The sequence below is a fragment of the Dactylosporangium sp. NPDC048998 genome (assembly GCF_043197855.1).
GTDB lineage: Bacteria > Actinomycetota > Actinomycetes > Mycobacteriales > Micromonosporaceae > Dactylosporangium.
Genome location: NZ_JBICTV010000015.1, coordinates 1 through 25,517 on the forward strand (window position 1 = coordinate 1; position 25,517 = coordinate 25,517).

A 25,517-nucleotide genomic window follows, 5' to 3' on the forward strand; every position below is an offset into this window, starting at 1 on the left:
GTTCGTAGCCGTCGTCGCGCAGCCCGCCGAGGTGCTCCTCCAGCGCGTAGAGATACTCGCGGCGATACCTGGTCCACAGCAGGGACGCAAGGCGGCCCGGTGCCCCGTCCAGATCCCGGACCCACACGTTGAGCACGTCCTCGTCGGGCGCGATCCATGCCAGCTGCCGGCCGTCCGGTGAGATCGCCGGGCTGAGCCTGGCGGGGTTGCCAAACAGCACCTCGCGCGGAACGAGCGGCGGCAGGGTGCTCGGGTCGCGTTGTGCTGCGTGGTCAAGCTGGGTTTCCTCTCCAGGCGTGGCGCCGTGGTTGGGGTGATGCCGGCGGCATCACCGGGACAGTGCGATACAGCGGCCGGCGGTCGCGGCGGGCATGGCATCGATGTGCCGGCGCCGATGGCGGCTTACCGCAGGTGGGAGTAGGTCCTGGGTCGCCACATCGGATGTAGCGCGGGACCGTCCGGTATTCGGATCGGGCCCCAGGCCGTGTAGCCGTGGCGCTGGAGCAGCGTCCGGCTGCGCGGTCCGGTCGCCTCCAGGTAGGCCGGTGTGGCGTCGGTGTCGAGTTGGGTATGGCGGTGGCGCAGCAGTGCGCTGCCCATCCCCTGGCCCTGCCGGTCCGGTCGGACCGCCAGGGACGCGAGGTAGTGGTGCGGCCGGTAGGTGGGGTCGTGCGCGCGGGCCGTCATGTCGAGGGTCACGAACCGGCCCACGGCGTTACCTGTGACGTGGGCGAGACGCTCGGCGTAGTCCGGGATATCCATCTCCAGGAGCCGGCCGACCGGCCACCACAGCGCGACGGCGTCCAGGTCCCCGGTGGCGTCGACCTGGCCGTGCTGGAGGAAGAACTCGGCGAAGATGCCGCAGTAGTCGGCGTACACCGACCGGCGGGTAGCCCGGTCAGGGACCAGCCACGATGCCAGATCCCCGTCAAGATAGCCCTCGGCGAGGGTGCCAGTGACAGCGCCGATCGCGTCGATCGGCGGGTGTGGATGCCGAAGTCCGGCCGGGCGGCGGTCATCGTGTCGGTGCTCCTGTCAAGGGTCGAAGGGTCTGTGCTGGCGGGCGGCCCTGGTTGAAACGAAGTCCGGACCGCGTTGCGGCGGTGTCTGGTTCCACGGCAGGAGGTTGCTGCCGTGTACTGGTGTTGTCGCTTACGTACCGGCGGCGGTTGGCGGGAATTCGTACAGCCAGTACTGCTGTTCGTCGATGCGCTGCGCCTTCACGTCACCGGAGAGGCGGTGCAGCATCAGCCGCACGACGTGGGGCCATGTGCCGCACCTCGTCGGTGCGGCTGCAGAAGTCCAGCGCGATGAGACCGTTCTGCGTCGCCGCGGTGAGGTACATCGCGGTGACGAGCTCGCCGAACGCGGTGGCCGCCCGGGCGTCGGACTGGTGGCCACGAAGCCGCAGTACCAGATCCGCCGCTCGGCGTAGTGCTGCGGCCAGCGCCGGGCGAAGTACGGCGGCGCGATGAGCGGCACCGCGTCCAGATCGTTGGTGTAGATCGACAGCCCGCCGATCGTCCCGTCGTCGTCCAGGCACACAGGTACTTCTGGATCCGCGGATCGCCCATCACGTCGTCGAACTCGTTGCGTTACATGAGATGGCGCTGCACGGCCACCGCGTTGAGCTCCGCGAACACGTCCGAGTACAGCGTCCACGCCTCCTCGCGCAGATTGCCCTGCACCTGCTCGTCAATCTTGATATTCATCGAGGGCATCCGAGCTCGGGCGTGTGCGTGTCCGGGGCGTACGTGCTGGTCAGGATCAATACGTAGATCGCGTAGTGGTCGCCTTGGTCCGGTGGGGTTGTCGCGTCGGTCCGCCGGTGCGCTTGGCTGTGACTGGCCAGCAGTTGCCCCGTTCCCGGGTCGAAGATCAGCGTCTTGGCGACGGTGAACGGCATCGGCGGCGCATAGATCCAGGTGACCGCGAACCCGCTACGTCCGGCACGGTCGGTGATCTGCGGTTGAACGCCGACACCGGGTAGGCGGGCGAGCATCCGCAGGACGCCTTGGCGGGTGGCCAACGGCAAGAACCGGGCGCTGTAGATCCCTGCGACTTGCCCGAAGACGTCAGGAACGACGCCGGACGGCAACGGCTCGTGCAAGACCTGCCGGCGGACCGCGTCCGGGTCGCTGGACAGCGGCCCGTCGAACAGGCCGAGGTCATCGCCAGTCTGGTCGGACACTAGTTGGCAGCCATGGGACTCATCGAGTTCTACCGCGCGGCTGGCGCCCTTACCAGTGGTCCACAGCTGTATGCGCCGCGGCGGCGGCGGGCCGGACGGCGCGGCGGCGGGCGGCGCGGCGAACGAGTCCCATGTGCGCACGTCGATGTACTCGAATCGGGCTCGGGCAGGGTCCGCTGGGGCGTTGGTCAGGTCGTCGGCGAACCGCTCGAGCATGGCTTTCGGGTCTGTGCTGGCGGCCGATGGCCAGTTCCGCCCGGATACCGCGGTGGGCGTCGCGCCGCGGTTCGGGGTATTGGGCTGTGTCGCGGCCTGGCTGCCGGGCCGGCCGGCCGCGACGGCGGCGAGCAGCGTGAGGACGGCCGCCGCGCTGGCGGCGATGGCCAGCGATCGGCGTCGGCGCGGCGGCGTGCTCGTGTCAGCTTGTTCACCGGGGGCCGTGGCGTCGCGGGTTACCTGGTCGTTGTGGGGGTGGTCCATCGGTTTCTCCTGGTCGCTTAGCTGGGCTGGTTGCGCGTGGTCCTGGCTGGTCGTCGCCGGCTTGCGGCGGTGAGGGTGATGCGGTGGCCGGCGTGGTCGTCGACCGACAGGAACCTGGGCCGGTCCGGGTCGGTGGGGTCGCCGTGCATGGCGCCGACCACCGTGATCCGGTCGCCGGACCGGAAGACGGTTTGGAATCCGCGGGCGGTGACCACGACGCGGGTGCACGGCCGGGCGCCGGTGACCTGGAGCGTGATCGGGCAGCTGTCGGTGACGTTGAGGATGGTGAGCCCGCGTGTGGTTTGGTACAGCGGCGGCGTTGCGTATGGCAGTTCGGTGTTCCGTTGCCGGGGACCGCTACGGGTGAGGTCGAGCTGGACGTTGCCCAGCCAGGCGACGTCGCTACGTCGGGCGCGGAACCGCTCGTCGCTGGCCGCGTCGGTCGGCGACGACCTACGCCGGTGCGCCCGGTAGCGGATCAGGCGGGGGTCATCGTCGGCGAGGTCTGCGGGCAGCTCGGCGCCGATGGACCGTAGGGCTGCGGCGATGTCCAGGCCGCTCGGTGCGAGCGCCAGGAAGAGCACCAGGTCGAGGCGCATGGGGGTGCCTTGTGGGGTGTGCAGGCGACTCGGGTCGAGCGCGGCGGTGCCGCTCAGGCCGAGCATGCCGCGCACGTTGCCGGGGTCGCCGAGCGCGTGGGCGAGTGCGGTGAGTTGGTCGTGCAGCCAGCCGCCCCTGGTGACTGCGCGGTTGAAGGCGTGCCTCGGGTCGAGGTACGTGACCTCGCGGGTGAGGTCTACGGCAACGTACGGCGTCCAGGGCAGCGGGTGCAGGCCGGCCACGTGCGGCAACCGCGGCAACCGCCTCAGCAGCTCGGGCACGGACCGGCCGTGGGGCGGCGGCAGGACTTGGTGGACGTCGTAGAACCGTGTTGCCCCCTGGCGCAGCACGGGCGGCGGTACCAGCGGCAGGGTGTCGCTGGCCAGGTCAATAGGCAGGCTGCTGGGTACGGCCGACAGCGCAGTGTGCACGAGGTCGGTCGACAGATACGCCACGGACGCGGCCGCCTGCGTCGGTGTGTGCACGGTGCCGGCCACCCGGGCGAGGACACCGTGACCGGTGCCCAGCCAGCCGCCTTCCCGTGGGACAGGGTTGATCGGGCTGCCGTCGATGGGCCGAGTAAGGGCTTGGCCGGTCATGGCAGCAGCTCTGCGGCGGTTTGGGCCTGGCGCAGGAGGGCAGCGTCAGCGCCGCCCTGACCGCCGCTCATAGCTCGGGCTCCGCCGGTGCGGCCGGTGATGCCGCCGGCATCACCCCGTCTCCTGGCGTCGCGCCGTCGGGTACGCCAGCCACGACGCCGTAGCAGGCGACATCCTCGTCCCGCGGCAGGTTCGGCTCGCCCGGGTCGGGCCGCCATTGCGCGACCGACACGAGCTGCGACCCGGCCCGGTCGATCGGCACGAGGTGCGCGACCGTGCCCGGTGCTGCTGGGTCGGGGTCGACGGCGTGCAGCCCGGCGACGAAGCCGGCGACCTGCTCGCGGGACCGTGGCCGGAAGCGGATCTCGTTCTTCTTCTGCAGAGATGGGATCCGGGCCGCGGTGTCGTCGCTCGCATAGTCCGTGGTGCCGTGGCTGAGCACGACGTAGCTGCCTGGTGCGAGCGCGGCGAGGAGTTCGGAGACCGCGTGGGTTGCCTCGTCGTCCGCGAGAAAGTGCAGGACGGCGACCAACAACAGCCCGACCGGCTGGGACAGGTCGAGGGTGTGGTGCACGCCGGGGTCGTCCAGGATCGCTGCCGGGTCACGCAGATCGGCCTCGACGTAGGCCGTGGCGCCCTCCGGGTGGCTGGTGAGCAGTGCCCGGGCGTGGGCCATGACGAGCGGATCGTTGTCGACGTAGACGACCCGGCAGTCAGGCGCGATGTCCTGCGCGATCTCGTGGGTGTTGGGTTCGAGTGGGAGCCCGACACCGATGTCGAGAAATTGCCGGATGCCGGCGTGCCGGGCGAGGTAGGCGACCGCCCGGTGCAGAAACCGGCGGTTCTCGATGGCGGCGATCCGCACGTGGGGGAACACTTTGGCGATGGCGTCGGCGGACTCGCGGTCGGCGGCGAAGTTGTCCTTCCCGCTCAGCCAGTAGTTGTAGCGGCGCGCAGGATGTGCAACTGTGGTGTCGATCTGGTAGGCCGCCGCCGCGGGACCGTCGGCCGGTGGGGTCACGCTGGGCATGACGGCATCCCGCCCAGAGAGGCGTGGACGGCGGTGCGGTGGCTGCGCTGACCTCGGCTGCAGGTCGTTGCGACGGCGGCGTTGGCCGGGCTCGCGGCATCCGGGGCTATCGGTGTTGCCAGCGGGGTGAACATGGGCAGTGACTCCATCGTCGATGGGTTGGGCAGGCCGGGTGTTGGGGGTTGCGCGGCCGGGCGGGACGCTGGGCTGACCGTGGACCGCAGTGCGCGGCCGTGGCGGGCTCGGCGGCGGTGTCACGAGAGGTCCTCCAGCGCGTCCTGGAGCTGCGCGATGACCACCGCTGTGGCCGGCAGGGGCAGTGTGTGACCGTTGGCGGCCGCGTCGGCCAGGGTGGCGGCTGCTCGGCGCAGCTGATGCCAGCCCATGGCCCACCGGTCGGAGGGAAGGTCGCCGCAGCGGTCGTGGCCGGCGTTGCCGTAGCTGGCGCGCAGGTGGGTCCAGGAGGATCGCAGCGTCTGTCCGGGGCTCGTCGGCCAGTCGGCGCACAGTGCTGCGAGGTCGAGCAGGACGGGACCGATGTAGGCCCCGGACCAGCCGACGATGACCCGGCCGCCGGTCGCGCGGAGGAGCCTGCTCGGGTGGAGCTGGCCGTGGCAGAGGCCCACGGGCTGCGCATCGGCGCAGGCGGCGCGCCGATGCGCCAGGTCGGCTAGCCTCAGCAGTCGCTGCTGGATCTGGCCGGCGGCGGGCTGACCGTGGTCGGTGAGCTGGTCGAGGTCGTGTAACGCGCGGTGCGGCACCTCGGCGAGATCCGAGCTGTCGATGGTGCGCAGCGGGACGTTCGGGCTGAAGGCGTGGACCTGCGCGGCGAGCGTGGCGGCCTCGGCGAGCGTCGGCGGCCGGCGGCTGGGGTCGTCCGGGCCGAGGTCGTGCATGAGCAGGCCGTGCCACCCGCCGGCCGCCGTTTCTGCGATCACCGCCGGGACCGGCAGGCCGGTCGCACGCAGCGCTTGCAGCAGCGGACCTTCCAGGCTGCCGTCCACGGTGGTGCGGGTGCGCTTGAAGATCACGCTGCGGCCGTCGTGGAGCTGGAAGCGGTGGGTGACGCTGCGCTCATCAGCCTGCCCGAGCGTTGCCTGCGGTGCGACTCGTAGCTCGACGGCGCTGGCGCCGAGCAGCTGCCCGAGGATCGCCTCGTCGAGCGGGTCGATCGTCGCCGTGGCAGCGTGGGACACGAGCCGGGTCATGAGGCGATCTCCGGGCTGGTCACGGCCGCCCGGAGGCAGCGGGTCAGCGTGCCGACGTGTCGGTATCCGGCGCCGTCGCGGATCGCCGCCAACGAGCAGTTGATGCCGCCGCACGCTGCGTCCAGCGCCGGCAGGTACGTCGGCGGGCGGTTGAGCAGCAGTCCGGTCCAGGTGGACGGTGATGCCGCCGGCATCACGCTGGCGTCGGCCCGGATCCGGTTGAGCCAGCGGTCCCCGTCGTTGTCGGGCAGTGAGGCCGCGCGCTTGGTGGTGCTGGGGTTGATGGAGGTCATCGCTGCTCCTGTGGATGCGGGGCGGTTGTTGCCGGTGTGGTGGCGCAGGCCGGTGCCGCCGCAGCCAGGACCGAGGGGGCGTAGACCGTCGCGACAACGACGCAGTAGCGGGTGCTCGGTTGCAGGCCGGTGAGGTGGCGGCTGGTCGCGGCGGCCTGGACGACGGCGACCGGCGCGAATGGGCTGTCGCTGTGGGACAGGGAGATGGCGGTGGGCCGGGTACCGCCGCTCGGGTCGGTCCACGTCACGGTGAGAGAGCTGCTGGTCACCGCAGCGATGCGGACATTGCCGGGCGCGGGCCGGGGCACGGCCGCAAAGGAGGAGGCCGTTGCAGCCGCCGCCGGGCGGGTGGCCGCTGCGACTGCCTGATGCTCGCTCTCGGGGCCGGGTCGTGCCATCGCGTAGGTCACGGCCGCGCTGACGCTGCCGACCAACGGGAAGCCGACCACGAGCGACGCGGCGATCCAGGCGTGATACCAGCGGGTGAGTCGCCGTCGCGCGACGCCGGCTACGGTCGGCGTGCTCCTGGACGTTGCGGCAGCGCTGGTGACCGAAGGGGTGCGGCGCAGCTGCAGCCGGCGGGTGAGCGGGTGGCGGCCGCTCAGCACGGTCGTCGCCGCGGGCAGGGCCTCGTCCAGCAGCCTGTATGCGTGCGTGGTGGCGCCGAGGCGCACCTGCAGGGCGGTGACCTCGTCGACGAGGTGCAGCACGTCGTGGCGGGCCAGGCCACCGGACTCGACCAGGTCGGACACGGTCGCGGCGAGACCCGCCAGGGCTTGCGCGTAGCGGCCGTGTTCGGCGTCGAGCAGGGCCAGCCCAGCGGCGGCGAACCGCCGCGCCCACCACAGGTCAGCGTCGTCGTGCGGCAGGCCGGTGACCTGCTGGTAGCAGCCTGCCGCTTGGCCGAGCGTGCGGGTGGTGGCGTGGCGGCGCAGTGCGTCGCCGAGCGCGACCAGGGTCAGCGCGGTCTGCTGGTCCGTCTCGCCGCGCCGGGCCATGAGGTCGGCGGCCTGATCGGCCAGCAGTTCGACGGCCTGGTCGATCTGGCCGAGGTGCAGCAGTGTCAGCCCGAGATACCGGGCGGCTGCATCGGCGATGTCGCGGTCGATGGGGGTGACGTCGCAGACTGCTCGGCGGAGTGCGTCGAGCTCGACGAGGGCGCGGTCGTAGTCGGCGTTGACGAACCAGCGGGCCGCGGCCCGCAGGTCGTGGCTGGTCAATGCCGCCCGGTGGCGGGCTGAGGCGCGCTGCTCGGTCATCGCGGCCATGGCTCACCGGCCTCGCCGCGCTGGTCCCGCACGAGCCTGCGCGTGACGGCCGTATCACGTGCCGTTCGGAGACCGGCGGTACGGTCGAGCAGGCGGGCGCAGACGGGTTCGTGGTACTGCATCCCCGCCACCAGGCTGGCCAGCAGCGCACAGAGCACGTCGTAGGTGGCGTCGCCGGGCTCAGGGGCCTGCAGGTCAGCGGCGACGGCGATCGCCTGCGCCTCGTCCACCCGGTTGCACGCCAGCAGCATCCAGAACAGGTGCATGGCGATCGCGAACGAGTGGCCGTCCGTGGGCTCGTGGTGCATGATCCACTGCTGCCACGCGGCCGTCGCCTCGCGGATGGCGTCGCCGCAGCGTCCGGCGTCGTGCCACTGTTGCGCGAGGTCCATCCGGGCCAGCAGGTGGGCGTCGATGTCGCCGCGATCGAGGTGCAACCGGATGAGGTCGCGGCGCAGCTGTTCCGCCTCGGCGAACCGGTCGTGACTGGCCAGGGCCAGCGCGAGAGCCTCGGTAGCCTCTATCGTGGTGAGGCCGTCGGGTCCGTGCAAGGTGTGCGCCGCCTGGTGGGCGTAGCGGGCCCAAGCGACTTCATCAGGCACCAGGTCCATAGTCGGATCGACCACACGGACAAACAGCACGGCGGCAGCGATCACGTTCTCATCGGGCCTGGTCGTGGCCGGGTCGAGCACGCTCAGCGAAGCGCCCAGCACCGCGGCGGCGCCCGTGTATTCGCCGGCGTTGGCCAGGGTGTAGGCCAGGTCGAGGACGCCGTCCCACTCGATCGGCTCCGCCGCCGTCATCGGCTGCCTCCGGCGTTGCGGCAGCCCGGCACATGCGGCGCCGGAGGCTGCAGGGGCACGCCCGGGCACCGTTGCACCGGCCCGGCTGGCGATGATGCCGGCGGCATCACATCGGGGCCGCGAACTGCCCCAGCGCCTGCGTGAAGATGCCAGCCAGGCTGCGGCACGGCTGGAGCGGCGACTCGCCGGACGGCGTTACTGGTGCACAACACCGCTGCCGGGCGGAGCGACCGGGAACAGGCGTGGGAAGCAGCGGTCACGGGCCCGGCAAGGCCAGCCGGACGCAGCGACCGGCGGCGGCACGCTCGGGCAGCGGCATTGCCGCTCGGTGATGACAGAGGCACAGGACGGCCACCGGTGACGGTAGCTGGCTGGTCACCGACCAGCAGGGGCGTCGAACGCCGTGCCGATGCGCTCATCCGGTCCGCCAGGAGGGGCGCGGCGTGACCAGTTCGATGGGGCCCGGCGAGCGCACGAGCCACTGCACGGCCAGGCCATCCGCGACGGGGTCGACGTGATGCGGCCGGTAGCCGGCGGTTGCGTAGAGCTGTTGCCCGGCGGGGTCGATCGCCACGGCGACGGCGGGTGCACGGTGCCGGTCGAGGGCGTCGTGCTGATCGGTGAGCAGTTGCCGGGCGACACCCTCGCGGCGGGCGTCCGGGTCGACGCCCAATGCGACGAGGAACCATGCGCCCGCGGTGCCGCCGCGACGAGGGAGCACGGTGGGGCGCAGCAGGGCGGCGAGCGTGTCCAGCACGGTTTGCGTGGTGTGGTTGAGCGCGGCGCCCGCGGCCGGGACTCCGTCCGCTGCGGCCGGCACCGTGTCGAGGTCCATGACCGCGATGTCGAGCACGTCGGCGATGGCCGAGGTGCTGCCGGTCCGGTCGGTTGGCTGTGCCGCGGCGCTGGTGGGGGTGTCGGCGGGGAGCCAGATCGCCGCGCCGGCAACGTCGCTGCGCACGTGCACGGTGCCGCCGTTGACGACAGCCGCGGCGGCCAGAGCCGTGCACACCTGTCGCAGGACGCGTCGACGCCCAGTGCGGTTGACCGGCAGCAGCGCGCCGAGCGCGGTGTCGGTGAGGGCGGCGGCCAGCACGTCGCCGACGGCCGTGGCGTCCTGCAGCCCTGCGGTGCGGATCGTGCCGCCGGACCATAGGCTCATTGGCGCGGCCCGGTGACGTCGGCGGCCGAGCTCGGCGCGACCAGCACGAGCTGCTGCCCCGCCTCGGCCTCGCCTGCCGGTGCCCGGCCCGGCGCACGGCGGTCGGTGGTGTTGAGCAGGCCGGCGAGGCCGAGCGCCGCGGTGGCGGTCGTGGTGATGCCGGCGTCGGCCAGGAGCCGTCGGGCGTGCTCGGCCTGGTCGTCGCCAGCCTCGATGATCCAGTTGGCGCCGTCGCGGGAGCCGAGCTGCTGGTAGAGCGGGGAGTCCGGCCAGGCCGCCGCCGGGCGGAGCAGGCGCACCCCCGGTGGCGGTTGCCGGGTGACGGCGGTCAGGGTGGCAGGCCAGCCCATGAGCAGCAGCGCCGCGTCGAGGGCGGGCACCAGCTCGTCCAGCGGCGTCCAGATCGCCGTCGGCGGTTCCGGCAGGCAGCCGAGCAGGTCGACGAGGTGGACGGCGAGGGCCCACATCCCGTGGTTGCCGTGCGGGCCGGGCACGTTCGCATCGGCCGCGCCGATCTGGGCGGCGTGGCGTTTGCTGACCGCGACCGCGTCGGCGTAGCTGCCGTCGATGATGTGGCCGTTCGGGCCCGGCCGGCCGGCCACGGTGGACGCGGCGGCCGCGGCCGGGCGAGGGCGGCTGATCGTGCCGCCAGCGGCCAGGAACACGGTGAGGTCCATCCCGGCGCTCGCGGCCTGCATGTTGACCGCGTGGCCGTAGGTGTCGCAGCATTCGCAGGCGTCGCAGACCGCCACGACGACCTGGTTCCGCCCGGCCCGTCGGGCCGCGTCGACGGCCCGCCCGGCGAGCCCGAGCATGAACCGGCTCGCCGCTGGCGCCTCGTCCGGCAGCACCAGCACCCGCGCCATGGCGGGCAGGCCGGGCACCTCCTGGACGATCGCGGCGGGTGCGGCGGTGAACATGGACGCCTCCAGGCAGCGGTTGACGGTGGTCAGGCGAGGACGAGGGCCGGTCGTGGTGGCAGGGTGAGCACGGCGCGCTGGTGGCCACCGCCGTCGTCGACAGGGTGGAGCAGACCAGCGGTGGTAAGGCGGACAAGGACCTGCTTGAAGCCGACGGGCAGCATGTGAACCTGCTGTGCGCGGACCCTGGTGTGGGGCGAGTCCAGGTCGACGGTCAGGTCCCGGCCGACGTCGCCGGTGAGGAGGTCGGCGACGGCTCCGGCCCGGCTGCCGCAGCGGTGCCATGCCTGGCTGCGCCAGGCGGCGCGGTAGGCCACGAGGTGGGTGGCCGGGTCGGGGTGGCCAGTGCCCGTGAGGTCGGCCAGGTCGAGGGCGGTGGCCAGGTCCGCGCCGGTAAGGACCGTCCGGCACTGCGGGTCGCCGGTGCAGTCGACGATGCGGCAGGTCCACCGGTCCGGGCCGTGCGGCGTCTCGGCCTCGATGAGCCGCCCGGCGCGCACCGCGTAGAGGACGTGACCGACGGCGTCGGCGGGGCGGTCGCGGTGGCGCTGCAGCGGGTCGAGCACCCGCAGCGGTGTAGCGAGGGTTAGCACGCGATCGGGTCCTTCAGTTCGGCCAGATCCGGCGACGGTTTCGGCGTCGGATGCCGGGTGGGTGGGATCGGGACCGGCCGGGCCGCCAGCTGCGGTGGCCGCATCACCGCGACGTAGTCGCCCACGAAGCGGTGCACATCGTCGAGGCTCTTGCCGGGCATGCAGATGATGTGCGCCCAGTCGCCGTCGACGGCCAGGGGCCAGGTGTCGAGGAACGGCTCCGGCGGGCGGGGCAGGACGACGGTGAACGCGTGTTCGTGCCGGCCGGCCGGGATCCCGGCTGCGGTGAGCCAGTCCACCGCGGTGCGGGCGTTGGCACGGGATACCTCGGCCCGGCGGTGCAGCACGTCCGGGCTGAACTGTTGCAGCGCCCACCACAACATCAGCGGGGTGTGCCCGGACCGGGAACCGTCCATGGTCAGGTCGACCGCGCCGGTGTAGGTGACGGTCTCGTCCGCGTCCGCGCATGCGGAGCGGCGGATGACCAGGATGCCGCACGGTTCGGGCACCCCGAGGAACTTGTGGCCGGAAATGTTGACGCTGTCGGCGCCGTCACCGAAGTCGAACCCCGGCCGCGCCACCGGCGGCAACCCGGCCAACGCCAGCCCGGCCAGGGCCGCGTCGGCGTGCACATGCCGGGCCTCCCGGGACACCCCGGCGGCGTCGAGTGCCAGGTGGACCTGCCGCACGTCGTCGACCGCCTCGAACATGGTCGTGCCGATCGTCGCCACCACCACCGGCACCACGCCGGGCCGACGGCGGCCGACCGCGGCGGCAAGCTCGGTGTAGTCAATCTCCCCGCCAGGGGATGCCGGCACCGCAACGAACGGCATCCGCAGCTGATGGCGGGCGACCTTCCGCACACAGGTGTGCGCCGCAGTCGACGCGAACACAACAACCTTGCGGTAGCGGTCCCGCGCGTGCAGCAGCGCGTGACGGATCGCGGCCGTGCTGCCCGTGGTGACCAGGCCGGTGCGGTCGTCGGCGGGGGCCCGCAGCAGGTCGGCCACCCGCTGCACAACCTCGAACTCCTCCTCGAGGGTGTGACTGCGGAACCCGCGGCTGGCCCGGCCGGGCCAGCCGACGTTGTTCATCGGCCGCTGCACGAACTCGGCCAGCCTCTTGAGATCCACATCGGTGGCGTTGGGATACCCGAGGTCGTTACGGACGGCGTCGTCCAAGCGCCGCCGGATGGCGCGCAGGCGCCGCTGCGCCGCGACGACGTCACGGGCCCCGCCGGCATCGGCAACCGTGCTGGCGCTGCGGGTGCTCACGACAGCTGCCCCCAGCCCCAGTAGATCATCCGGGCCAGCTCCCGCAGCTGGTGCCAGACGTGCGCGTCCGGGTGCTCGACCGGGATCCGGTTCAGGTCGGGCGAGTATTTCCACGCGAACGGCGCGAACCCCGCAACGGTGTGCAGCGCCACGCTGGAGCTGCGCTGGACCGCGCGGCGGCCTTCGGCGCCGAGCTGCCGCACCACCATCCGGCCGCCGTCGATGCATTGGATCATGGACATGATGGGCAGGTCCTCGGCGTGATCGACGGTCGGCGAGGTTCTCGCCCACGACCCGGATCCGGGCGGGTCGTCCAGGGACGACAGGGCTACCCCGAAGAACTTTGCCGTGCCCAGTTGCGCCGCGGTCCAGTCCGGATCCGGGTCGCTGACCAGGGTCCGGCGCAGGTTGAACCCGGGCGTTGCCCAGCCGGCGTGCACCTGGCTGACGAGCTGCTGGAGCACGTCGACGGGATTGCTGGTCAGCCGCACCTTCGGGTAGTAGCGGCGGTCGATGCGCAGTTGCCGGCCCTGCGCATCGGGCGCGGTCCAGAACAGCAGCGCCACCGCGTACGGGCCGATCGGCCGGCCGCGGAACCGCCGGCTGAACGCCTCCAACGCATGCCACCGGCCAAATGACCTGACCCGCTCGACAATGTCGGCCCGCAACGCGATCACCGCATCACGGTGCGGCAGCAGTCCGTCGGGCCAGACCGGGACCTGCGGGAACAGATCCTCGGCCGGCGCCGCCAACGGTTCCGGATACTGCAGGAACTCCGGCGGCGGCGCGAAATGGACCTGCTCTGCGGTCCCGTCCTCGGCCGGCGGCAGGCCGGGCGTCGGCGGCACCAGGTGCGCGGACTGACCGGGCACGTCGGTTCGTCCCCTCGCGTCCCTGTCGGTGTGAGTATGCGCAGCGGCCTGCGTCGGCGCGGCGGAAACTACTCGCAGATGGCCGCGGTATCCGGGGCCGTCGCGGTGCCCGCCCGCCGGACCTTGGTAGCGGTGTGCCTCAGCCACGGACCGCTCCCAGCTGGATGTCGATCTCCGTGAGCGGATTCGGCTGTCCCCGGCCGATCCCGGCGTACCGGCCGGGGTAAGCGGTCTTGATCCATGCCCCGTACAGCAGCCCGGCGACCACGACGGCCGCGACGCAGGCCGGGATCAGCAGCTGCCATCGTGAGCCCGGCTTCAGTTGCAGCAGCAGCGACTGGTTGAAGGCGATGACCGCTGCGAGGACCGCCCCGGCGACCGCGCCGACGATCGGCAGGACGGTGCGGATCCACACCGATGCCGCGCCGCCCTGGCCGCTGCGGAACCACAGCACCGCGGCGATCGACACCAGCACCAGCATGGTCAGGATCGCGAACGCCGCCCCGGAGGACAGCCAGACGAACATGTCCTCCATCGGATCCGCGCCGGCCAGTTGGAACCCGGCCAGCACCACCGCGACCAGGCCGCTTTGCGCCAGCGACGCCGGCCACGGGGTGCCCTCGAACCGGCCCCCGGTGCGCCCGACCCGCTCCAGGAACCCGGGCAGCACCCGCTCCCTCGCCATCGCGTAGACGTACCGGTTCGTGGTGTTGTGGAAGCTGAGCATCGAGATGTAGACGCTGCTGATGAGCAGCACCCCCATCACCGTTCCGGCCGTCGCGCCCCAGTACCGGGTGATGATGTCGAAGGGCAGTGCGCTGGTCGCCTCCGCGACGATCCGGTCGGCGCCGGTCCACACTGCTAGCGACCACGCCACCACGGTCAGGAAGCCGGTCAGGAACACCAGCGTCAGGACGCTGGCCGCGACCACGGACCGCTCGTCCTTGATCTCCTCCGAGAACGCCGGCCCGGACTCGAAGCCCAGGAACGCGGCAACCCCGAAGGCGAACGTGCCACCGATCTGGCCCTGGTCGGACCACAACGCGCTCAGGGTGAGCGGGGTTACGGTGATGTGCCCGTCGTGCGGGTGCGCGAACGCCGCGATCGCCATCATCGTGATCACCGCCAGTTCGACGATGGTGATCCCGGCGACCGTGTACTGGCCCAGGGTGTAGCGCAGGGTTCCGAAGGCGGCGAGCAGCAGCCAGGCCGCCCAGGCCCACACCTGCCACGACCCGCGGCCGGTGAGGTCGGCCATGTTCACGCCGAACAGCCCGAGCAGGGCGATCTGCAGCGCCGGGTACGACACCAGGGCGATGAACCCGCCGGCGACGCCCCACCGCGGACTGAGGCCGACCGCCATCGCCGCGTACGCCGCGCCGGCATGCCGCTGCCGGTAGGACATCGCCAGATAGCCCACCGACAGCAGTCCCAGGCAGACGCCGATGATCGGGAACGTCAGCGGGACCCCGACGACCCCGGTCACCGCGTAGGTGGTGACCACACCACCGACCACGAACGTCAGCGGCGAGGACGCACCGACCTGGAACTGCCACACCGCGAACGGCGACACCAGGCCACGCACCAGGCCCGGCTTCCCTGAGCCTGGCACTGGGCCGGGCGGCTGCCCAGTCCAGGTAGCCGCGCTCACGCCGGGACTCCCGCTGACTCGCCGGCGGTCAGGCCGTACAACACGGCTGTGGTCGGGCAGGCGAGTGAGGTGCACGCCTGCGGGTGTGTGGTGAACTCGGCGCGGCTGATCGGCACGACAGTCACGGCGAGCGGGCGCAGCGGCCCGGGGCGCCAGAATCGTTGCGTGGCAGCGGCGCGTCGCAGCGCCCGCCGCTGGCTCGTCGTGAACCTGCTGACGTCGTGACACACGCCACCCTGGGTCGCTGCCGGCCAGTCGCAGCGGACCGCGTACCCGACCTCGGCGGGCGTAGACCGTCCCCGACATCGGGACAGCAGACGGGCAAGCCGTGCGCGCAGCCGCGCTGGCCGCCTCGTGGTGGTCGTGGTCGTTGTCATGGTGTCGAACTCCGCAGATAGGTCGGCCGGAACAAGGTCAGCAACGTGAGTGAGTGGGTGGTGGGGTGGCCCGGCCCTGGGAGGCCTACGGCCGGGACCACCCCGGATGGGCAGCGGCCACCCTCGGCGGTCAAGGGTTACGGGCCGCCGCCCGACCGCCCCGGACCGGCACCGAGTCCGGGACGCGCACACCGCCAGGAAACGCTCATCGGTACACCGCAACCGCCGCCTCACCGATCAGGCTGTAGGTCTCGGCCAGCACGTGCCCGGCGGCCGGCTGGTCGGCACCGACCCGCTCGACCATCCGTCGCAGCGCCGCGGGCACGTCGAACAGCGCACCGTCCAGGTACAGCTCGCAGACCAGGTCGAGGGCCCGGATCAGCCCGCCGAGCGCATCGGTCTGCACGTCGGGCACGGTGTGGCCACTCAATGTGCTGTTCACCCGGCCGCGGATACGAGGAATGACGTTCGGGTCGGTCGGCGGATACCGCCGCCGCCCACGCGCGATCCGCCGACGCGAGGCCTGCACGATCAGGCCCCCCGCATACATCCCGGCGGCGGTGCGCTCGTAAGCGTCCGCGGCGAGCGCGCGGATGATGTCGCGCACGTCCATCCACCGCCGCTGCGACGTCAATGCCGACATGCCGCTGGAGCTGGCGAGCAGGCTGACCGCCCAGTCCGCGACCGGGTCGCCGGACAAGCCCGGGTTGGTGACGATCATCCGGCGGTCCGCGACGTGGACCCGTGTGACCGGCCGCAGCAGCTCGTCGAGCAGCACCGCGCCGGCCAGCGCGACGCCCACCGCGGCGGGGCTGGCCAGCCGCTCGCCCGTCTCAGAGTGGGTGAGGAAGAACAGCTCGACCCGCAGCGGCTGCCGCAGGGGCGGCGCTGGCCGCTCCCCGATCGGATTGGTCATCGCCGGTCACCACAGCGTCTCGGCCAGCCCGCGCAGCCGCCGATGGCTGTCGCCGTAGGCGGTCGCACCGCGCAGGACGTTCGTGTCGATCGCGGCGTGCATCGTGTACAGCGGGTCGCACACGTTGCCCGGCGCGGCGCGTCCCGCCTGCGACACCAGCTGATAGGCATCCAGCACGTCAAGACCGGTCAGCTCGACCACCCACGTGATGAGGTCGCGCTGGCTGATCCGAAACGCGTCTTCGAGCGGGCGAGCCGCGCCGATGGAGATGAGCTGGTGGTCGGTCTCGATCCGCGGCCACGGCGTCGCCACGCCTTTGACCAGGTCGACGGCGACGGTGACCCGCATCGCGCACTCCACCCCGACCCCGCACACTTCACCCTGGCCCTGGCGGGCGTGGCCGTCACCGAGCGCAAACAGCGCCCCCGCCACGTTCACCCCCAGATACAGGGTCGTGCCGGCACGTAGCTCCGGCGTGTCGAGGTTCCCGCCATGCGCGTCCGGCACGATGCTGGCCCGGACCTCGCCGCCAGCCGGGGCGACACCGACGGTGCCGAGCATCGGATCCAGCGGGAGCTCGACCGCGAAGTCGGATCGGCGGGCGGCGTAGCGGACGGTGCCGACCTGCAGGTTGATGTCGTACTGCCACACCAGCTCCTCCAGCGGCGGCTGCAGCGTCGCCGTCGCGTGGGTGCTGGTCAGCGCGCCGAAGTGCGGAAACGTCGCCGACATCCCCCAATCCCGGGCCGGGGTGATCGCCGCGAAATGCAACGCGAGGGTGTCGCCGGGCTCAGCCCCTTCGACGTAGAACGGGCCGGTGACCGGGTTGAACCGCTGACACACCCGCGACGGCAGATCGTCGACGGTGCGCACCGCGCCGCCGAAGCAGTCCTCGGTGCTGGTCCGCAGGATCTGGCCCGGCTTGACCACGGCGACCGGCTCGGCGCCGCCGAACGTGTAGAGCGACGGCGCGCTCGGCTCGAAGTCCACGACGCCGGTCACGACTGCGCTCCTACCTGCACGTCGAGGCCGGACAGCTGCGGGCGACGGCCGGCCGCGTACAGGCCGATCAGCACCACTACGCCGACGCCTACCCAGACCAGGGCGAGGCGCTGGGCGGCGACGTTGGCGTTGACCGCCACGTAGCCGAGGATCGCGAACCCGACCGCCGGGACGAGCAGGTGCACGAACAGGTTCCGGCTGCGCTTGCGGACGACGTAGTGCCAGACCACGGCCAGGTGCAGCACCATGAACGCCGTCAGCGCCCCGAAGTTGATCAGGCTGGAGAGCAGGGTGATGCCGTCGGAGCGCCATGCCATGTACAGGCCGATCGCAATCGACAGGAACGCGGTGAGCACGATCGCGTTGGCCGGCACCCCGGAGCGGCGTGAGACCGTCTTGAGGAAGCCGGGCAGCTGCCGGTCCCGGGCCATCGCGTACAGCAGCCGGGACGTGGCCACCTGCGCCACCAGGGAGTTGGCGATGCCCCACGCGATCGCGGTCGCGACCGCGCAGAGCGTGGCAAGCCACCCGCCGCCGGCGGCGCGAGCGGCGTCGTAGAACGCCACACCGTCCGGGTCCCCGTTGGTAATCAGCCCAGCCGGGTCGGGCACCAGCAGCGCCGCCACCCAGGTCTGCGCGATGAACACCAGTCCCGCCAGGCCCAGGGCGGCGGCCATTGCCCGGCCGATCTGGCCTGGGCCGCCCCGGTTCTCCTCGGCCAGCATGCTGATGCCGTCGAAACCCAGGAAGCTCAGCACCGCGACCGACACCGCACCGAAGACGAGGGGCCAGGTGAACGTGTGCGCGTTGAACAGCGGCTCCCAGGAGAACCCGCGACCGCGGCCGTGCAGCAGCGCGGCCACGGCAACCGCCATGAAGATCGCCAGGACGATCAGCTGACCGATGAGCATGACGCTGGTGAACCGGGCGGTGGTGCGGATGCCCAGCAGGTTCACCGCCGTGTTGACCACCACGTACCCGACCAGCCACGCCCACACCGGCACCGCCGGCACCGTCGCATGCATCGCCACCGCCGCGATCAGATACAGCAGGCTCGGCACCAGCAGGTAGTCCAGCAGCACCGCCCAACCGGCCAGAAACCCGACCGGCGGCGCGATACCCCGCCCGGCGTAGTTGTAGACGCTGCCGGCCAGCGGGAACGCCTTCACCATCTGCGCGTACGAGGCGGCGGTGAACACCATCGCCACCATGCCGATCACATACGCGAGGGCGACCATCCCACCGGAGCTCTGGAACACCCCGCCGAAGATCCCCATCGGCGCGATCGGCACCATGAACAGCAATCCGTAGAACACCAGATCCCGAAACCCCAGCATCCGCCGCAACTCCGGCCGATACCGACCGGCCAATGGTGTCCCGTCTGCGGGAACCGGTATGTGCTGTGTCACGCTCACGTGGATACCTCCCAATCGCCGACTGGCAGCCGCACCAGCCAGTCGGCCAGCGGGCATGACGCATCCGCGCGTCACCGCCTGACGCGCCGATGCTTAGTTGCTGATCACGTTGTGCTGGTTCTGGCCGCCGCCGTCAGCCCACGCAGCGACGGCGGCCAGAAGCCTCAAATCCGCCAGACGAACGCCAGGTCGTCGATGGAGGCCGCGACTCGCACCTCTGCGAAAAGTTGGCCGAAGACCGGTCCGAGTCGGTCTGCGGGCACGTCCTCCACCAACACGACCGAGGCCGCCTCGACCCGATCCCGTACCAACCGCTCAGCTGCCGCTGCGTCGATGACGGTCCGCTGGCAGCCGCACAGGAATAGGTAGACGCGTTCGTCCCGGCTGTTCCACGACGGCTGCAACGGTTGATCACAGCTGCCGCAGACCAGCAGCGACGCCAGGCTGAAGGCAGACGTCCCAGTCCCTATGTTTGCAATGTGATCGACATCGGTCGAAATCCGCGCTGCCGGTACCCTGAGCACGCTGCGAGGCGCCGGCCTCAACAGAACCTCCTGCCTCACGTCGCCCTCCTTCGACCATCGCGTGAACCCGAACCATCGACGGGTAACTCGTTGCAAGTCAACGATCACGGACGTGCGGACGGCTGGGAATACCGACTACCGGTCCGACCTTGCGTACCGACCTTTGGTCCGACCGACCACTGAGCTGCTAAATCTTCCTGCGGCTACACCCACTTCAAGATCACTTTTGCGGTTGGAGGGGTTACATTGAGCCCACCCGGCCGGAGCGGAAGACGCCGACCGGGTTCGAGTGGACCCGTTGGAGGCTGCCGGTGACTCGCCCCAGTCCGTACGTCCGCCGGCAATGGCTGGGACGCGAGATCCGCCGCCTGCGCGACGAGCACGGCATCGCGAGTGAGCCGCTCGCCCGCGCCGTCGGGTTTCCGCGACAGCAACTCAGCGCCCTCGACAACGGCCGCCTCGGGCCGGACATCGACATGGTCAGCGCCATCTGCGACTACCTGGCCGTCGGCGCCAACCGACGCGCAGCGATCATGGACGCAGCGGCGGACGGCTGGGCCCGCGGGTGGTGGGTACCCGAGGCCGAACGGATGGGCTTCCGGCAGGCCACCTACGCCGACCTGGAAAGCGGCACCAAGAGCATCGCGGAGTACGCCCTCGCACTGCCCCCAGGATTGCTACAGACCGCCGCGTTCGCCGAGGCCCGCATTCGCAGCACCGCCGCCGGTCACACCGATGTGTTCGATCCCGCCGCCGCGGTCGCCGCCCGCGCATACCGGCAGCGGTTGCTGCTCGCCGTCGACGGGCCGCAGTACGACGTGGTGCTCGACGAGTTCGCGATCCGACGCTGCGCCGCCGAACCTCAGATCGTCGCCGACCAGCTACGGCACATCGTCGCCGTCTGCACGACGTATGCATCCGTGGTCGTCCGCGTGCTGCCGATTGACGCGTCCATCCGGGGCCATAGCGCACCGCGGTCGGCCTACTCGATCTACCGCTACCGGGGCGCGCCCGGTTCCATAGCGGTCGCGGTGGACACGCTCACCAAGGACCTCATCCACACTGACCCACACGAGATCGACCCGTACTTGAGCCTGCACCGGCGTCTCAAGGCCGCCGCGCTGGCACCCGAACCGAGCATCCGCCTGCTCCGCGCCGCCGCGCAGGAGCTGTCCCCCGTTGAAGGAGCAGCAGCATGACCACCCGGACATACACCAACTGGCGCAAATCAACCCGCAGCGACGACGGCAACTGCGTCGAGGTCTCCCGCGCCGTCGACGGCACGGTCGGTGTCCGCGACTCCAAGGACACCGCCGGACCCGTGCTGGAGTTCAACCCAGAAACCTGGGGCGCGTTCACCAGCGACATCCGCGCTGGCAGGTTCGACCTCTGATCACACCGACTGCCGAGACCCCGGGTCGACTGGCCAGCCGGTCGACCTACCCCCGCCCAGGACCAATGCTCACGGCCTGGTCGATCGGCAGCGGCAACGCCGCACGCGACATCGGCATGTTCAGAAACGGAGGTGCATCGTGCCGCGCCATCCCGACACGCTCGTCGCACCAAACCCGCACCTCACCGACGCCCGCAGGCGCCTCACCTCGCCGCGCTGGCCCGATCGGACCATGTCTCGCCCGGAACTGGCCGACACCGTCAATGCCGCCCTCGACCAGCTCTATCCGGGCCAGAACCTGACCGCCCACTACGTCGACTCCCGCTGGATTGGCAAACTCGAACGGGGTGAACACCGGTGGCCCAGCCGCGAGCGGCGCGCTGCGCTGCGGCACGTGCTGCACGTCCGCAGCGACGCCGAACTCGGCCTGTTCAGCACGCGGCGCTCAGGTGATCGGGTCGCACCACCACGACGGCCGGAACTCCCACGCGCTGCGGCAAGTGGCGAACCAGCGAACCAACTCGACACCGACACGCCGGACACCGCCGAGGCGTGGCTACTAACCCTTGACCAGCTGACGACGCAGGCTCGTCGGGGTGTATCTGCCGAACTCGTCCGCCGTGTCCGCAACCACCTCAGCGTCCTTGACGATTTGCAACGCGACGACACCCGCCCCGACCTCGCAGCCGTCGATGGACGCTGGTCGGAGTTCATGAGCTGGCTCGCTGACAACGCCGGCGAGCCGGACGGTGCAGAGTGGCTGGCGCGATCACAACGACATGCTGCCGCAGCCGGCGACCAAGCGCTCGGAGCGTATGCGCTCATGCGGCACAGCCAGCACGCGCTCGACAACGGCGACGTGCGCACCGCGATAACGCTGGCCCGCCGCTCACTCACACACGGCCCGGTCCCCGCACGCACCCAGGTGCTGTGCCTGACCCGCACCGCAGAAGCACTCGCCGCCTCCGGTGACAACGACACCCACACGGTGATCACCGCCGCGCGACACGGTCTACGCCAGGCCGGCATCGACCCCGTAGACCAATTCGCAAGCCACTGCGACCTGCGCTACGTCACCGCCGTCGACGCCCGCTGCCGGCAACTGCTGGGCGACCCCAGCTCAGCTGTGGCGATCCTCGAGGAACTCCTGACTGACAGCAGCTCGGCCTCGATCGACGCCGGCATGTGGCATGCGCACCTCGGCGAGTGCTACCAGTTCGACGACCCCGAACGCGCCGCATGCCATGGCATGGCAGCTCTGCAACTCGGCGCCACGGCCGGCTCGTACCGCACCGTGCGCGCCCTGCAACCGCTCGCAGTCCTGCTCCGAAGGCACCGAAACCTCACCGCCGTCGAAACGTTCATCAACGCGCACCGTCAGGCGATGACCGCCCCGGTGGCAAGATAGTCAGGTGGATGTGATCCCGACGACCACGAGCACAGACGTCGCCGACCGTGCCCCACGCGTGGCGGTGCTGCCCGTCGGCAGCTTCGAGCAGCACGGCTCGTTCCTGCCGCTGTCCACGGACACGATCGTTGCCTCGGCAATCGCCGCGGCTATCGCTGAGCGGTACAACATCCTGCTCCTGCCGCCGATCACGATGTCCTGCTCGCATGAGCACGCTGGCTGGCCTGGCACCGTCAGCATCAGCCACCAAACGCTCTCCGCCATCGTCGAGGACATCCGCGTGTCCCTCGCCGCCAGCGGCGTCACCCGGCTGGCCGTTGTCAACGGACACGGTGGAAACTACGTGCTCAGCAACATCGTGCAGACCGCCAACGCCACGGCACCCAGCTCCATGACCCTGTTCCCGACAAAGGCCGAGTGGGACACCGCCCGAGCCGCAGCAGGCCTCGAAACCGATGCTCATCACGACATGCACGCCGGCGAACTGGAAGTCTCCCTCCTCCTGCACGTGCAGCCGAACGCGGTTGGCCCCGGGTACGCCAACGCCGATCACACCGCCGACGAGCGATCCATGCTGCTGGTCCACGGGATGCGTGCCTACACCCAAACCGGCGTCATCGGCAGACCATCAGCAGGCACGGCGGAGAAGGGCAACAGGCTGCTGGCTAGCCTCGCGGAGTCGTTCGGAACACATCTCGCGGCGCTCGGCGAGCCGTAACCGACCGGGTCGATACGGTAGCGGCAGGTACACGCAGCACGGCTGCAGGCGATACGCTGACGTCGCCGTACAGCACCCCTGCCCGGCGGGCTGGCAGGTGCGTCCCAGCCTGGTCGGCCAGCTGTAGAGGGAGGGGGGTTCGATGCCTCGCCATCCCGACGCGGTGATCACGCCAAACACCCTGCTCAGCGACGCGCGCCTCCGACTGGATTCCCCGTGGCGGGCAGGTCAACTCATGTCCCGGCCCGAGCTCGCCGACGCCGTCAATGCCGCACTCGACCAGCTCTACCCCGGCCGGGATCTCACCGCCCACTACGTCGACTTCCGCTGGATCGGCAAACTCGAACGCGGCGAACACCGCTGGCCCAGCGACGAACGCCGCACCGCCCTCCGCCACGTCCTCGGCTCCCCCACCGACGCCTCGATCGGCCTCTACAGTCCACGACGAACCGACGCTGTCCAGCGACGTCCTTACGAAGGTCGGTCGGGCAGCGTGGCGGTGGTGTACCCGTCAACAGCCGGTCTTGTGCCGGTTGGCCGGACAGCTACTGCCGGGTACGTTGGAGTCGAGCAGGCGATCATGTTGGCGGCACGTGAGTGCAGCGAACATGCCAGAGAAACAGGGACGTGGGCGGTGCCGGACGGGGTGATCGACCAACTGCGCAACGATGTGCGCGGCGTTGCGCGCCGTTTCGATGCCCTGACGCCCGCTGAAGCAGTGAACGAGACGTTTCGGGTACGCAACCTTGCCGTGGAACTGCTGTCCCGAACGCGGCGGCCCGCACAGTTGAATGACCTGTACTTCACCGTAGCCCAGGCAATGGCACTCCTCGCCAGCGCCAGTATCGATCTCGGACTCTGGGCAACCGCACGGCAGTACGCGCAGGCCGCAGAACAGTATGGCGAGGTCATCGATCACGCCGGTGTCCGGGCGTACGCCCTGGGACTCCAGGCCACGGCTGCCTATTGGACCGGGCAGCCCATGGAGGCAGTTCACTTCGCCAGCCTGGCAGTCGAGCAGGCGCCAGCAGGTGTCGCGCGGGTGCGGGCGTTCAGCATCTTGGCCCGTGCCTGGTCACATCGGGGATCGGTCGACGAGGTGCGGCGGGCCCTCAACTCCGCCGACGCCGCCCGCAGCGCCGAGGGTTGCGACGAGTTGCATGATCTCATCGGTGGTGAGTTCGGCTATGCCTTGCCGCAGCAGGCACGAAGCGCAAGCACAGCATGGCTGCAGGTCGGGCAGGCCGATGAGGCCACCACGTCCGCTCGGCAGGCACTCGACGCCCTGTCCGGGGCGGCGCTTGAGCCATGGTCCACTGTTGAGGCCGAAGCCCGCGTGGACCTGGCCACCTGTCTGTTCCTGACCGGCGACGTGAACGCCGCACGTGAGACGCTTGTGTCGCTGTGGACGATGCCGCCGGATTGGCGACGGGTCGGGTTGCTCGGGCGTGTTCGCCGCGTGCAAGACCTCTTGTCTGCAGGCCGCTGGCGTTCCGTGCGTGCGGCGCGCGAAGTAGCCGAGGCGGCAGCGGTGTTCGCCGCGACCGCCAAATCCACCCCCGAGCTTCCGCCGGCCTAGACCCGCCTGTTCCACTCCTGCAGCAGTTCACGCTCCCGATCTGCCGCAAGACCATGATCAGCGGCGCGGGCTGCCTCACCGCTACCGGTGATCGCCGTACCGCCGTCGGTCATCCACGCCCAGGTGTCGGCCACAGTTTGCGTCAGCGGGCGGCATCGCAGCCCAGCGTGTTCGGCACGCGAGCTGTCGACCTTCCACACTCCCTCATGTGTTCGCCAGAGCGGCAGCTCGGTCCACTGTTGGACCCCCCGCTCCACCAGCCACTCCGGGTCTACCCATACCGGTCGGCTGTCGGCCCCGGTCGCGGCGACACAGGCATCGATCAGGTCCGCGAAGGTCGCACGCCCGATGGGGGCGCCGAGGTTGAACGAGCCCACGACGCCGTCGGATGCGCAGCGCAGGGCGAAAGAGGCCACGTCGCGCACGTCGATGGGCTGAATCGGCCGGTCCAGCGGGCCCGGCGCCAAGAGTTCTCCACCGCGAGCGGCGCGGGCCAGCCACCACGTCAGGCGGCCGACGTACTCGTTGGGACCAAGGATGACCCCGGGTCGCAGGATGGCTGCCCGGTCGGTGCCCAACGTCTCGATGACGGCCCTCTCGCAGCCGGCCTTCAACGCACCGTATTGCCCGGCATAACCGAGTTCTGCACCGAAGTCAACGTCGGCATCGGGCGGGCATTCGAATACCGGCGAGGTGTCATTCAGCGGCTCGCTGGGCCAGCCAGTGTAGACATTGACCGAGGACAGGAACACGTAGTTGCGCACGGCCGGCGCCAGGGCAGTCGCTGCAGCCAGGACCTCGCGTGGCACGAACCCGATGGTGTCGACGACAGCGTCCCACGGCCCATGCTCGGCAAGCCGGCTCAGATCGTCGAACTGTTCGCGATCACCGCGTATCGCCTCCACCCCCGGCAGGTCGGCGGCCGAGACGCCACGATTGAACGTCGTGACAGACCATCCCGCCTCAAGCGCCAGTTCACCGAGCGCTCGACCGAGAAACCAGGTACCACCGAGGATGAGCAGCCGCATCCCTCCATCATTACCGACGCCGCAACGCAGTACTACGTCCGTCCCTGACCATGTGTCCCGCAAGGTTCAGCTCGATCGCCCCGGCCGGCGCTGCCCATGTGTTCAACTGGGCTGACGTCGTGGCGGCCATGGCCACAGTTACACGCCCATAGACGATCGCTGACGCCACTGCGCGCGTGGAGCCGTGTGCCTCGTCGCGCAGGCCGAAACGCA

General features: G+C 70.8%; 27 protein-coding genes. 5 read left to right on the forward strand and 22 right to left on the reverse strand.

Going from position 1 to position 25,517, the window contains the following annotated elements:
• The 21 genes from ACGFI8_RS28955 to ACGFI8_RS29055 form a co-directional block, all read right to left on the reverse strand.
• Window positions 1-220, reverse strand: a 220-nt coding sequence (locus tag ACGFI8_RS28955; protein WP_392809645.1) for a hypothetical protein, incomplete at its 3' end; no start/stop codon positions are given.
• Window positions 221-402: 182 nt separating this feature from the next.
• A complete protein-coding gene (locus ACGFI8_RS28960; RefSeq protein WP_392809646.1) occupies window positions 403-879 on the reverse strand; it encodes a GNAT family N-acetyltransferase in 477 nt (158 codons plus the stop codon).
• A 273-nt stretch (window positions 880-1,152) separates the two neighbouring features.
• Entirely contained in the window at window positions 1,153-1,545 is a 393-nt protein-coding gene (locus tag ACGFI8_RS28965; protein WP_392809648.1) for a hypothetical protein, read from the reverse strand.
• A 163-nt stretch (window positions 1,546-1,708) separates the two neighbouring features.
• Complete coding sequence (locus ACGFI8_RS28970) at window positions 1,709-2,671, reverse strand: hypothetical protein (RefSeq protein ID WP_392809650.1); 963 nt, start codon at window positions 2,669-2,671, stop codon at window positions 1,709-1,711.
• 17 nt (window positions 2,672-2,688) lie between these two features.
• Window positions 2,689-3,870 carry a hypothetical protein gene (locus ACGFI8_RS28975; protein ID WP_392809652.1) on the reverse strand — a complete coding sequence of 394 codons (1,182 nt, stop codon included), beginning with the start codon at window positions 3,868-3,870 and terminating at the stop codon, window positions 2,689-2,691.
• A gap of 67 nt (window positions 3,871-3,937) precedes the next feature.
• On the reverse strand, window positions 3,938-4,900 hold the full coding sequence (locus ACGFI8_RS28980) for an SAM-dependent methyltransferase (RefSeq protein ID WP_392809654.1): 963 nt from the start codon (window positions 4,898-4,900) through the stop codon (window positions 3,938-3,940).
• 254 nt (window positions 4,901-5,154) lie between these two features.
• Complete coding sequence (locus ACGFI8_RS28985; protein WP_392809656.1) at window positions 5,155-6,108, reverse strand: aminoglycoside phosphotransferase family protein; 954 nt, start codon at window positions 6,106-6,108, stop codon at window positions 5,155-5,157.
• Window positions 6,105-6,401: a hypothetical protein gene (locus tag ACGFI8_RS28990; protein WP_392809657.1), complete on the reverse strand. Its 297-nt coding sequence runs from the start codon at window positions 6,399-6,401 to the stop codon at window positions 6,105-6,107. Before ACGFI8_RS28990 ends, ACGFI8_RS28985 begins: the two co-directional genes overlap by 4 nt.
• Entirely contained in the window at window positions 6,398-7,660 is a 1,263-nt protein-coding gene (locus ACGFI8_RS28995) for a fibronectin type III domain-containing protein (RefSeq protein ID WP_392809658.1), read from the reverse strand. The genes ACGFI8_RS28990 and ACGFI8_RS28995 overlap by 4 nt, the downstream gene beginning before the upstream one ends.
• On the reverse strand, window positions 7,657-8,472 hold the full coding sequence (locus ACGFI8_RS29000; protein ID WP_392809661.1) for a hypothetical protein: 816 nt from the start codon (window positions 8,470-8,472) through the stop codon (window positions 7,657-7,659). Before ACGFI8_RS29000 ends, ACGFI8_RS28995 begins: the two co-directional genes overlap by 4 nt.
• Before the next feature lie 415 nt (window positions 8,473-8,887).
• Window positions 8,888-9,634, reverse strand: a complete 747-nt coding sequence (locus ACGFI8_RS29005) for a GNAT family N-acetyltransferase (protein ID WP_392809663.1) — start codon at window positions 9,632-9,634, stop codon at window positions 8,888-8,890.
• Window positions 9,631-10,554: a hypothetical protein gene (locus ACGFI8_RS29010; protein ID WP_392809665.1), complete on the reverse strand. Its 924-nt coding sequence runs from the start codon at window positions 10,552-10,554 to the stop codon at window positions 9,631-9,633. The genes ACGFI8_RS29005 and ACGFI8_RS29010 overlap by 4 nt, the downstream gene beginning before the upstream one ends.
• A gap of 29 nt (window positions 10,555-10,583) precedes the next feature.
• Window positions 10,584-11,147 carry a hypothetical protein gene (locus ACGFI8_RS29015; protein WP_392809666.1) on the reverse strand — a complete coding sequence of 188 codons (564 nt, stop codon included), beginning with the start codon at window positions 11,145-11,147 and terminating at the stop codon, window positions 10,584-10,586.
• The gene (locus ACGFI8_RS29020; protein ID WP_392809667.1) at window positions 11,141-12,421 is read right to left on the reverse strand and encodes a pyridoxal-dependent decarboxylase; all 1,281 of its coding nucleotides are present in this window, start codon (window positions 12,419-12,421) and stop codon (window positions 11,141-11,143) included. Before ACGFI8_RS29020 ends, ACGFI8_RS29015 begins: the two co-directional genes overlap by 7 nt.
• Window positions 12,418-13,293: a hypothetical protein gene (locus tag ACGFI8_RS29025; protein ID WP_392809669.1), complete on the reverse strand. Its 876-nt coding sequence runs from the start codon at window positions 13,291-13,293 to the stop codon at window positions 12,418-12,420. The genes ACGFI8_RS29020 and ACGFI8_RS29025 overlap by 4 nt, the downstream gene beginning before the upstream one ends.
• 139 nt (window positions 13,294-13,432) lie before the next feature.
• Entirely contained in the window at window positions 13,433-14,878 is a 1,446-nt protein-coding gene (locus ACGFI8_RS29030) for an APC family permease (RefSeq protein ID WP_392809671.1), read from the reverse strand.
• A gap of 62 nt (window positions 14,879-14,940) precedes the next feature.
• Entirely contained in the window at window positions 14,941-15,174 is a 234-nt protein-coding gene (locus ACGFI8_RS29035) for a hypothetical protein (RefSeq protein WP_392809672.1), read from the reverse strand.
• Between the two features lie 352 nt (window positions 15,175-15,526).
• Window positions 15,527-16,237 (reverse strand): GPP34 family phosphoprotein, encoded by a 711-nt coding sequence (locus ACGFI8_RS29040; RefSeq protein WP_392809674.1) that lies wholly within the window; start codon window positions 16,235-16,237, stop codon window positions 15,527-15,529.
• Window positions 16,238-16,243: 6 nt separating this feature from the next.
• Window positions 16,244-17,239, reverse strand: coding sequence for an acetamidase/formamidase family protein (locus tag ACGFI8_RS29045; RefSeq protein ID WP_392809675.1), 996 nt, complete (start codon window positions 17,237-17,239; stop codon window positions 16,244-16,246).
• Window positions 17,236-18,576, reverse strand: coding sequence for an APC family permease (locus ACGFI8_RS29050; protein WP_392809676.1), 1,341 nt, complete (start codon window positions 18,574-18,576; stop codon window positions 17,236-17,238). Before ACGFI8_RS29050 ends, ACGFI8_RS29045 begins: the two co-directional genes overlap by 4 nt.
• Window positions 18,577-18,818: 242 nt before the next feature.
• Window positions 18,819-19,217, reverse strand: coding sequence for a hypothetical protein (locus tag ACGFI8_RS29055; RefSeq protein ID WP_392809678.1), 399 nt, complete (start codon window positions 19,215-19,217; stop codon window positions 18,819-18,821).
• 272 nt (window positions 19,218-19,489) lie between these two features.
• Here ACGFI8_RS29055 and ACGFI8_RS29060 point away from each other — a divergent pair, with 272 nt between their 5' ends.
• From ACGFI8_RS29060 to ACGFI8_RS29080, 5 genes are all read left to right on the forward strand, one after another.
• A complete protein-coding gene (locus tag ACGFI8_RS29060; protein ID WP_392809679.1) occupies window positions 19,490-20,377 on the forward strand; it encodes a helix-turn-helix domain-containing protein in 888 nt (295 codons plus the stop codon).
• Window positions 20,374-20,571 carry a DUF397 domain-containing protein gene (locus ACGFI8_RS29065; RefSeq protein ID WP_392809681.1) on the forward strand — a complete coding sequence of 66 codons (198 nt, stop codon included), beginning with the start codon at window positions 20,374-20,376 and terminating at the stop codon, window positions 20,569-20,571. The genes ACGFI8_RS29060 and ACGFI8_RS29065 overlap by 4 nt, the downstream gene beginning before the upstream one ends.
• A 232-nt stretch (window positions 20,572-20,803) precedes the next feature.
• Window positions 20,804-21,979, forward strand: coding sequence for a hypothetical protein (locus ACGFI8_RS29070; RefSeq protein ID WP_392809682.1), 1,176 nt, complete (start codon window positions 20,804-20,806; stop codon window positions 21,977-21,979).
• 4 nt (window positions 21,980-21,983) lie between these two features.
• Window positions 21,984-22,697 (forward strand): creatininase family protein, encoded by a 714-nt coding sequence (locus tag ACGFI8_RS29075; RefSeq protein ID WP_392809683.1) that lies wholly within the window; start codon window positions 21,984-21,986, stop codon window positions 22,695-22,697.
• A gap of 235 nt (window positions 22,698-22,932) precedes the next feature.
• Window positions 22,933-24,276: an XRE family transcriptional regulator gene (locus ACGFI8_RS29080; protein ID WP_392809684.1), complete on the forward strand. Its 1,344-nt coding sequence runs from the start codon at window positions 22,933-22,935 to the stop codon at window positions 24,274-24,276.
• Here ACGFI8_RS29080 and ACGFI8_RS29085 read toward each other — a convergent pair.
• On the reverse strand, window positions 24,273-25,304 hold the full coding sequence (locus ACGFI8_RS29085) for an NAD-dependent epimerase/dehydratase family protein (RefSeq protein WP_392809686.1): 1,032 nt from the start codon (window positions 25,302-25,304) through the stop codon (window positions 24,273-24,275). The genes ACGFI8_RS29080 and ACGFI8_RS29085 overlap by 4 nt on opposite strands.
• Window positions 25,305-25,517 lie beyond the last annotated feature (213 nt).

Bases quoted from the DNA above. Each gene is read 5' to 3' on its own strand.
- ACGFI8_RS28970 (WP_392809650.1), bottom strand. From the start codon at position 2,671: ATGGACCACCCCCACAACGACCAGGTAACCCGCGACGCCACGGCCCCC.
- ACGFI8_RS28975 (WP_392809652.1), bottom strand. From the start codon at position 3,870: ATGACCGGCCAAGCCCTTACTCGGCCCATCGACGGCAGCCCGATCAAC.
- ACGFI8_RS28980 (WP_392809654.1), bottom strand. From the start codon at position 4,900: ATGCCCAGCGTGACCCCACCGGCCGACGGTCCCGCGGCGGCGGCCTAC.
- ACGFI8_RS28985 (WP_392809656.1), bottom strand. From the start codon at position 6,108: ATGACCCGGCTCGTGTCCCACGCTGCCACGGCGACGATCGACCCGCTC.
- ACGFI8_RS28990 (WP_392809657.1), bottom strand. From the start codon at position 6,401: ATGACCTCCATCAACCCCAGCACCACCAAGCGCGCGGCCTCACTGCCC.
- ACGFI8_RS28995 (WP_392809658.1), bottom strand. From the start codon at position 7,660: ATGACCGAGCAGCGCGCCTCAGCCCGCCACCGGGCGGCATTGACCAGC.
- ACGFI8_RS29000 (WP_392809661.1), bottom strand. From the start codon at position 8,472: ATGACGGCGGCGGAGCCGATCGAGTGGGACGGCGTCCTCGACCTGGCC.
- ACGFI8_RS29005 (WP_392809663.1), bottom strand. From the start codon at position 9,634: ATGAGCCTATGGTCCGGCGGCACGATCCGCACCGCAGGGCTGCAGGAC.
- ACGFI8_RS29010 (WP_392809665.1), bottom strand. From the start codon at position 10,554: ATGTTCACCGCCGCACCCGCCGCGATCGTCCAGGAGGTGCCCGGCCTG.
- ACGFI8_RS29040 (WP_392809674.1), bottom strand. From the start codon at position 16,237: ATGACCAATCCGATCGGGGAGCGGCCAGCGCCGCCCCTGCGGCAGCCG.
- ACGFI8_RS29050 (WP_392809676.1), bottom strand. From the start codon at position 18,576: ATGCTGGGGTTTCGGGATCTGGTGTTCTACGGATTGCTGTTCATGGTG.
- ACGFI8_RS29065 (WP_392809681.1), top strand. From the start codon at position 20,374: ATGACCACCCGGACATACACCAACTGGCGCAAATCAACCCGCAGCGAC.
- ACGFI8_RS29070 (WP_392809682.1), top strand. From the start codon at position 20,804: ATGTCTCGCCCGGAACTGGCCGACACCGTCAATGCCGCCCTCGACCAG.
- ACGFI8_RS29080 (WP_392809684.1), top strand. From the start codon at position 22,933: ATGTCCCGGCCCGAGCTCGCCGACGCCGTCAATGCCGCACTCGACCAG.
- ACGFI8_RS29085 (WP_392809686.1), bottom strand. From the start codon at position 25,304: ATGCGGCTGCTCATCCTCGGTGGTACCTGGTTTCTCGGTCGAGCGCTC.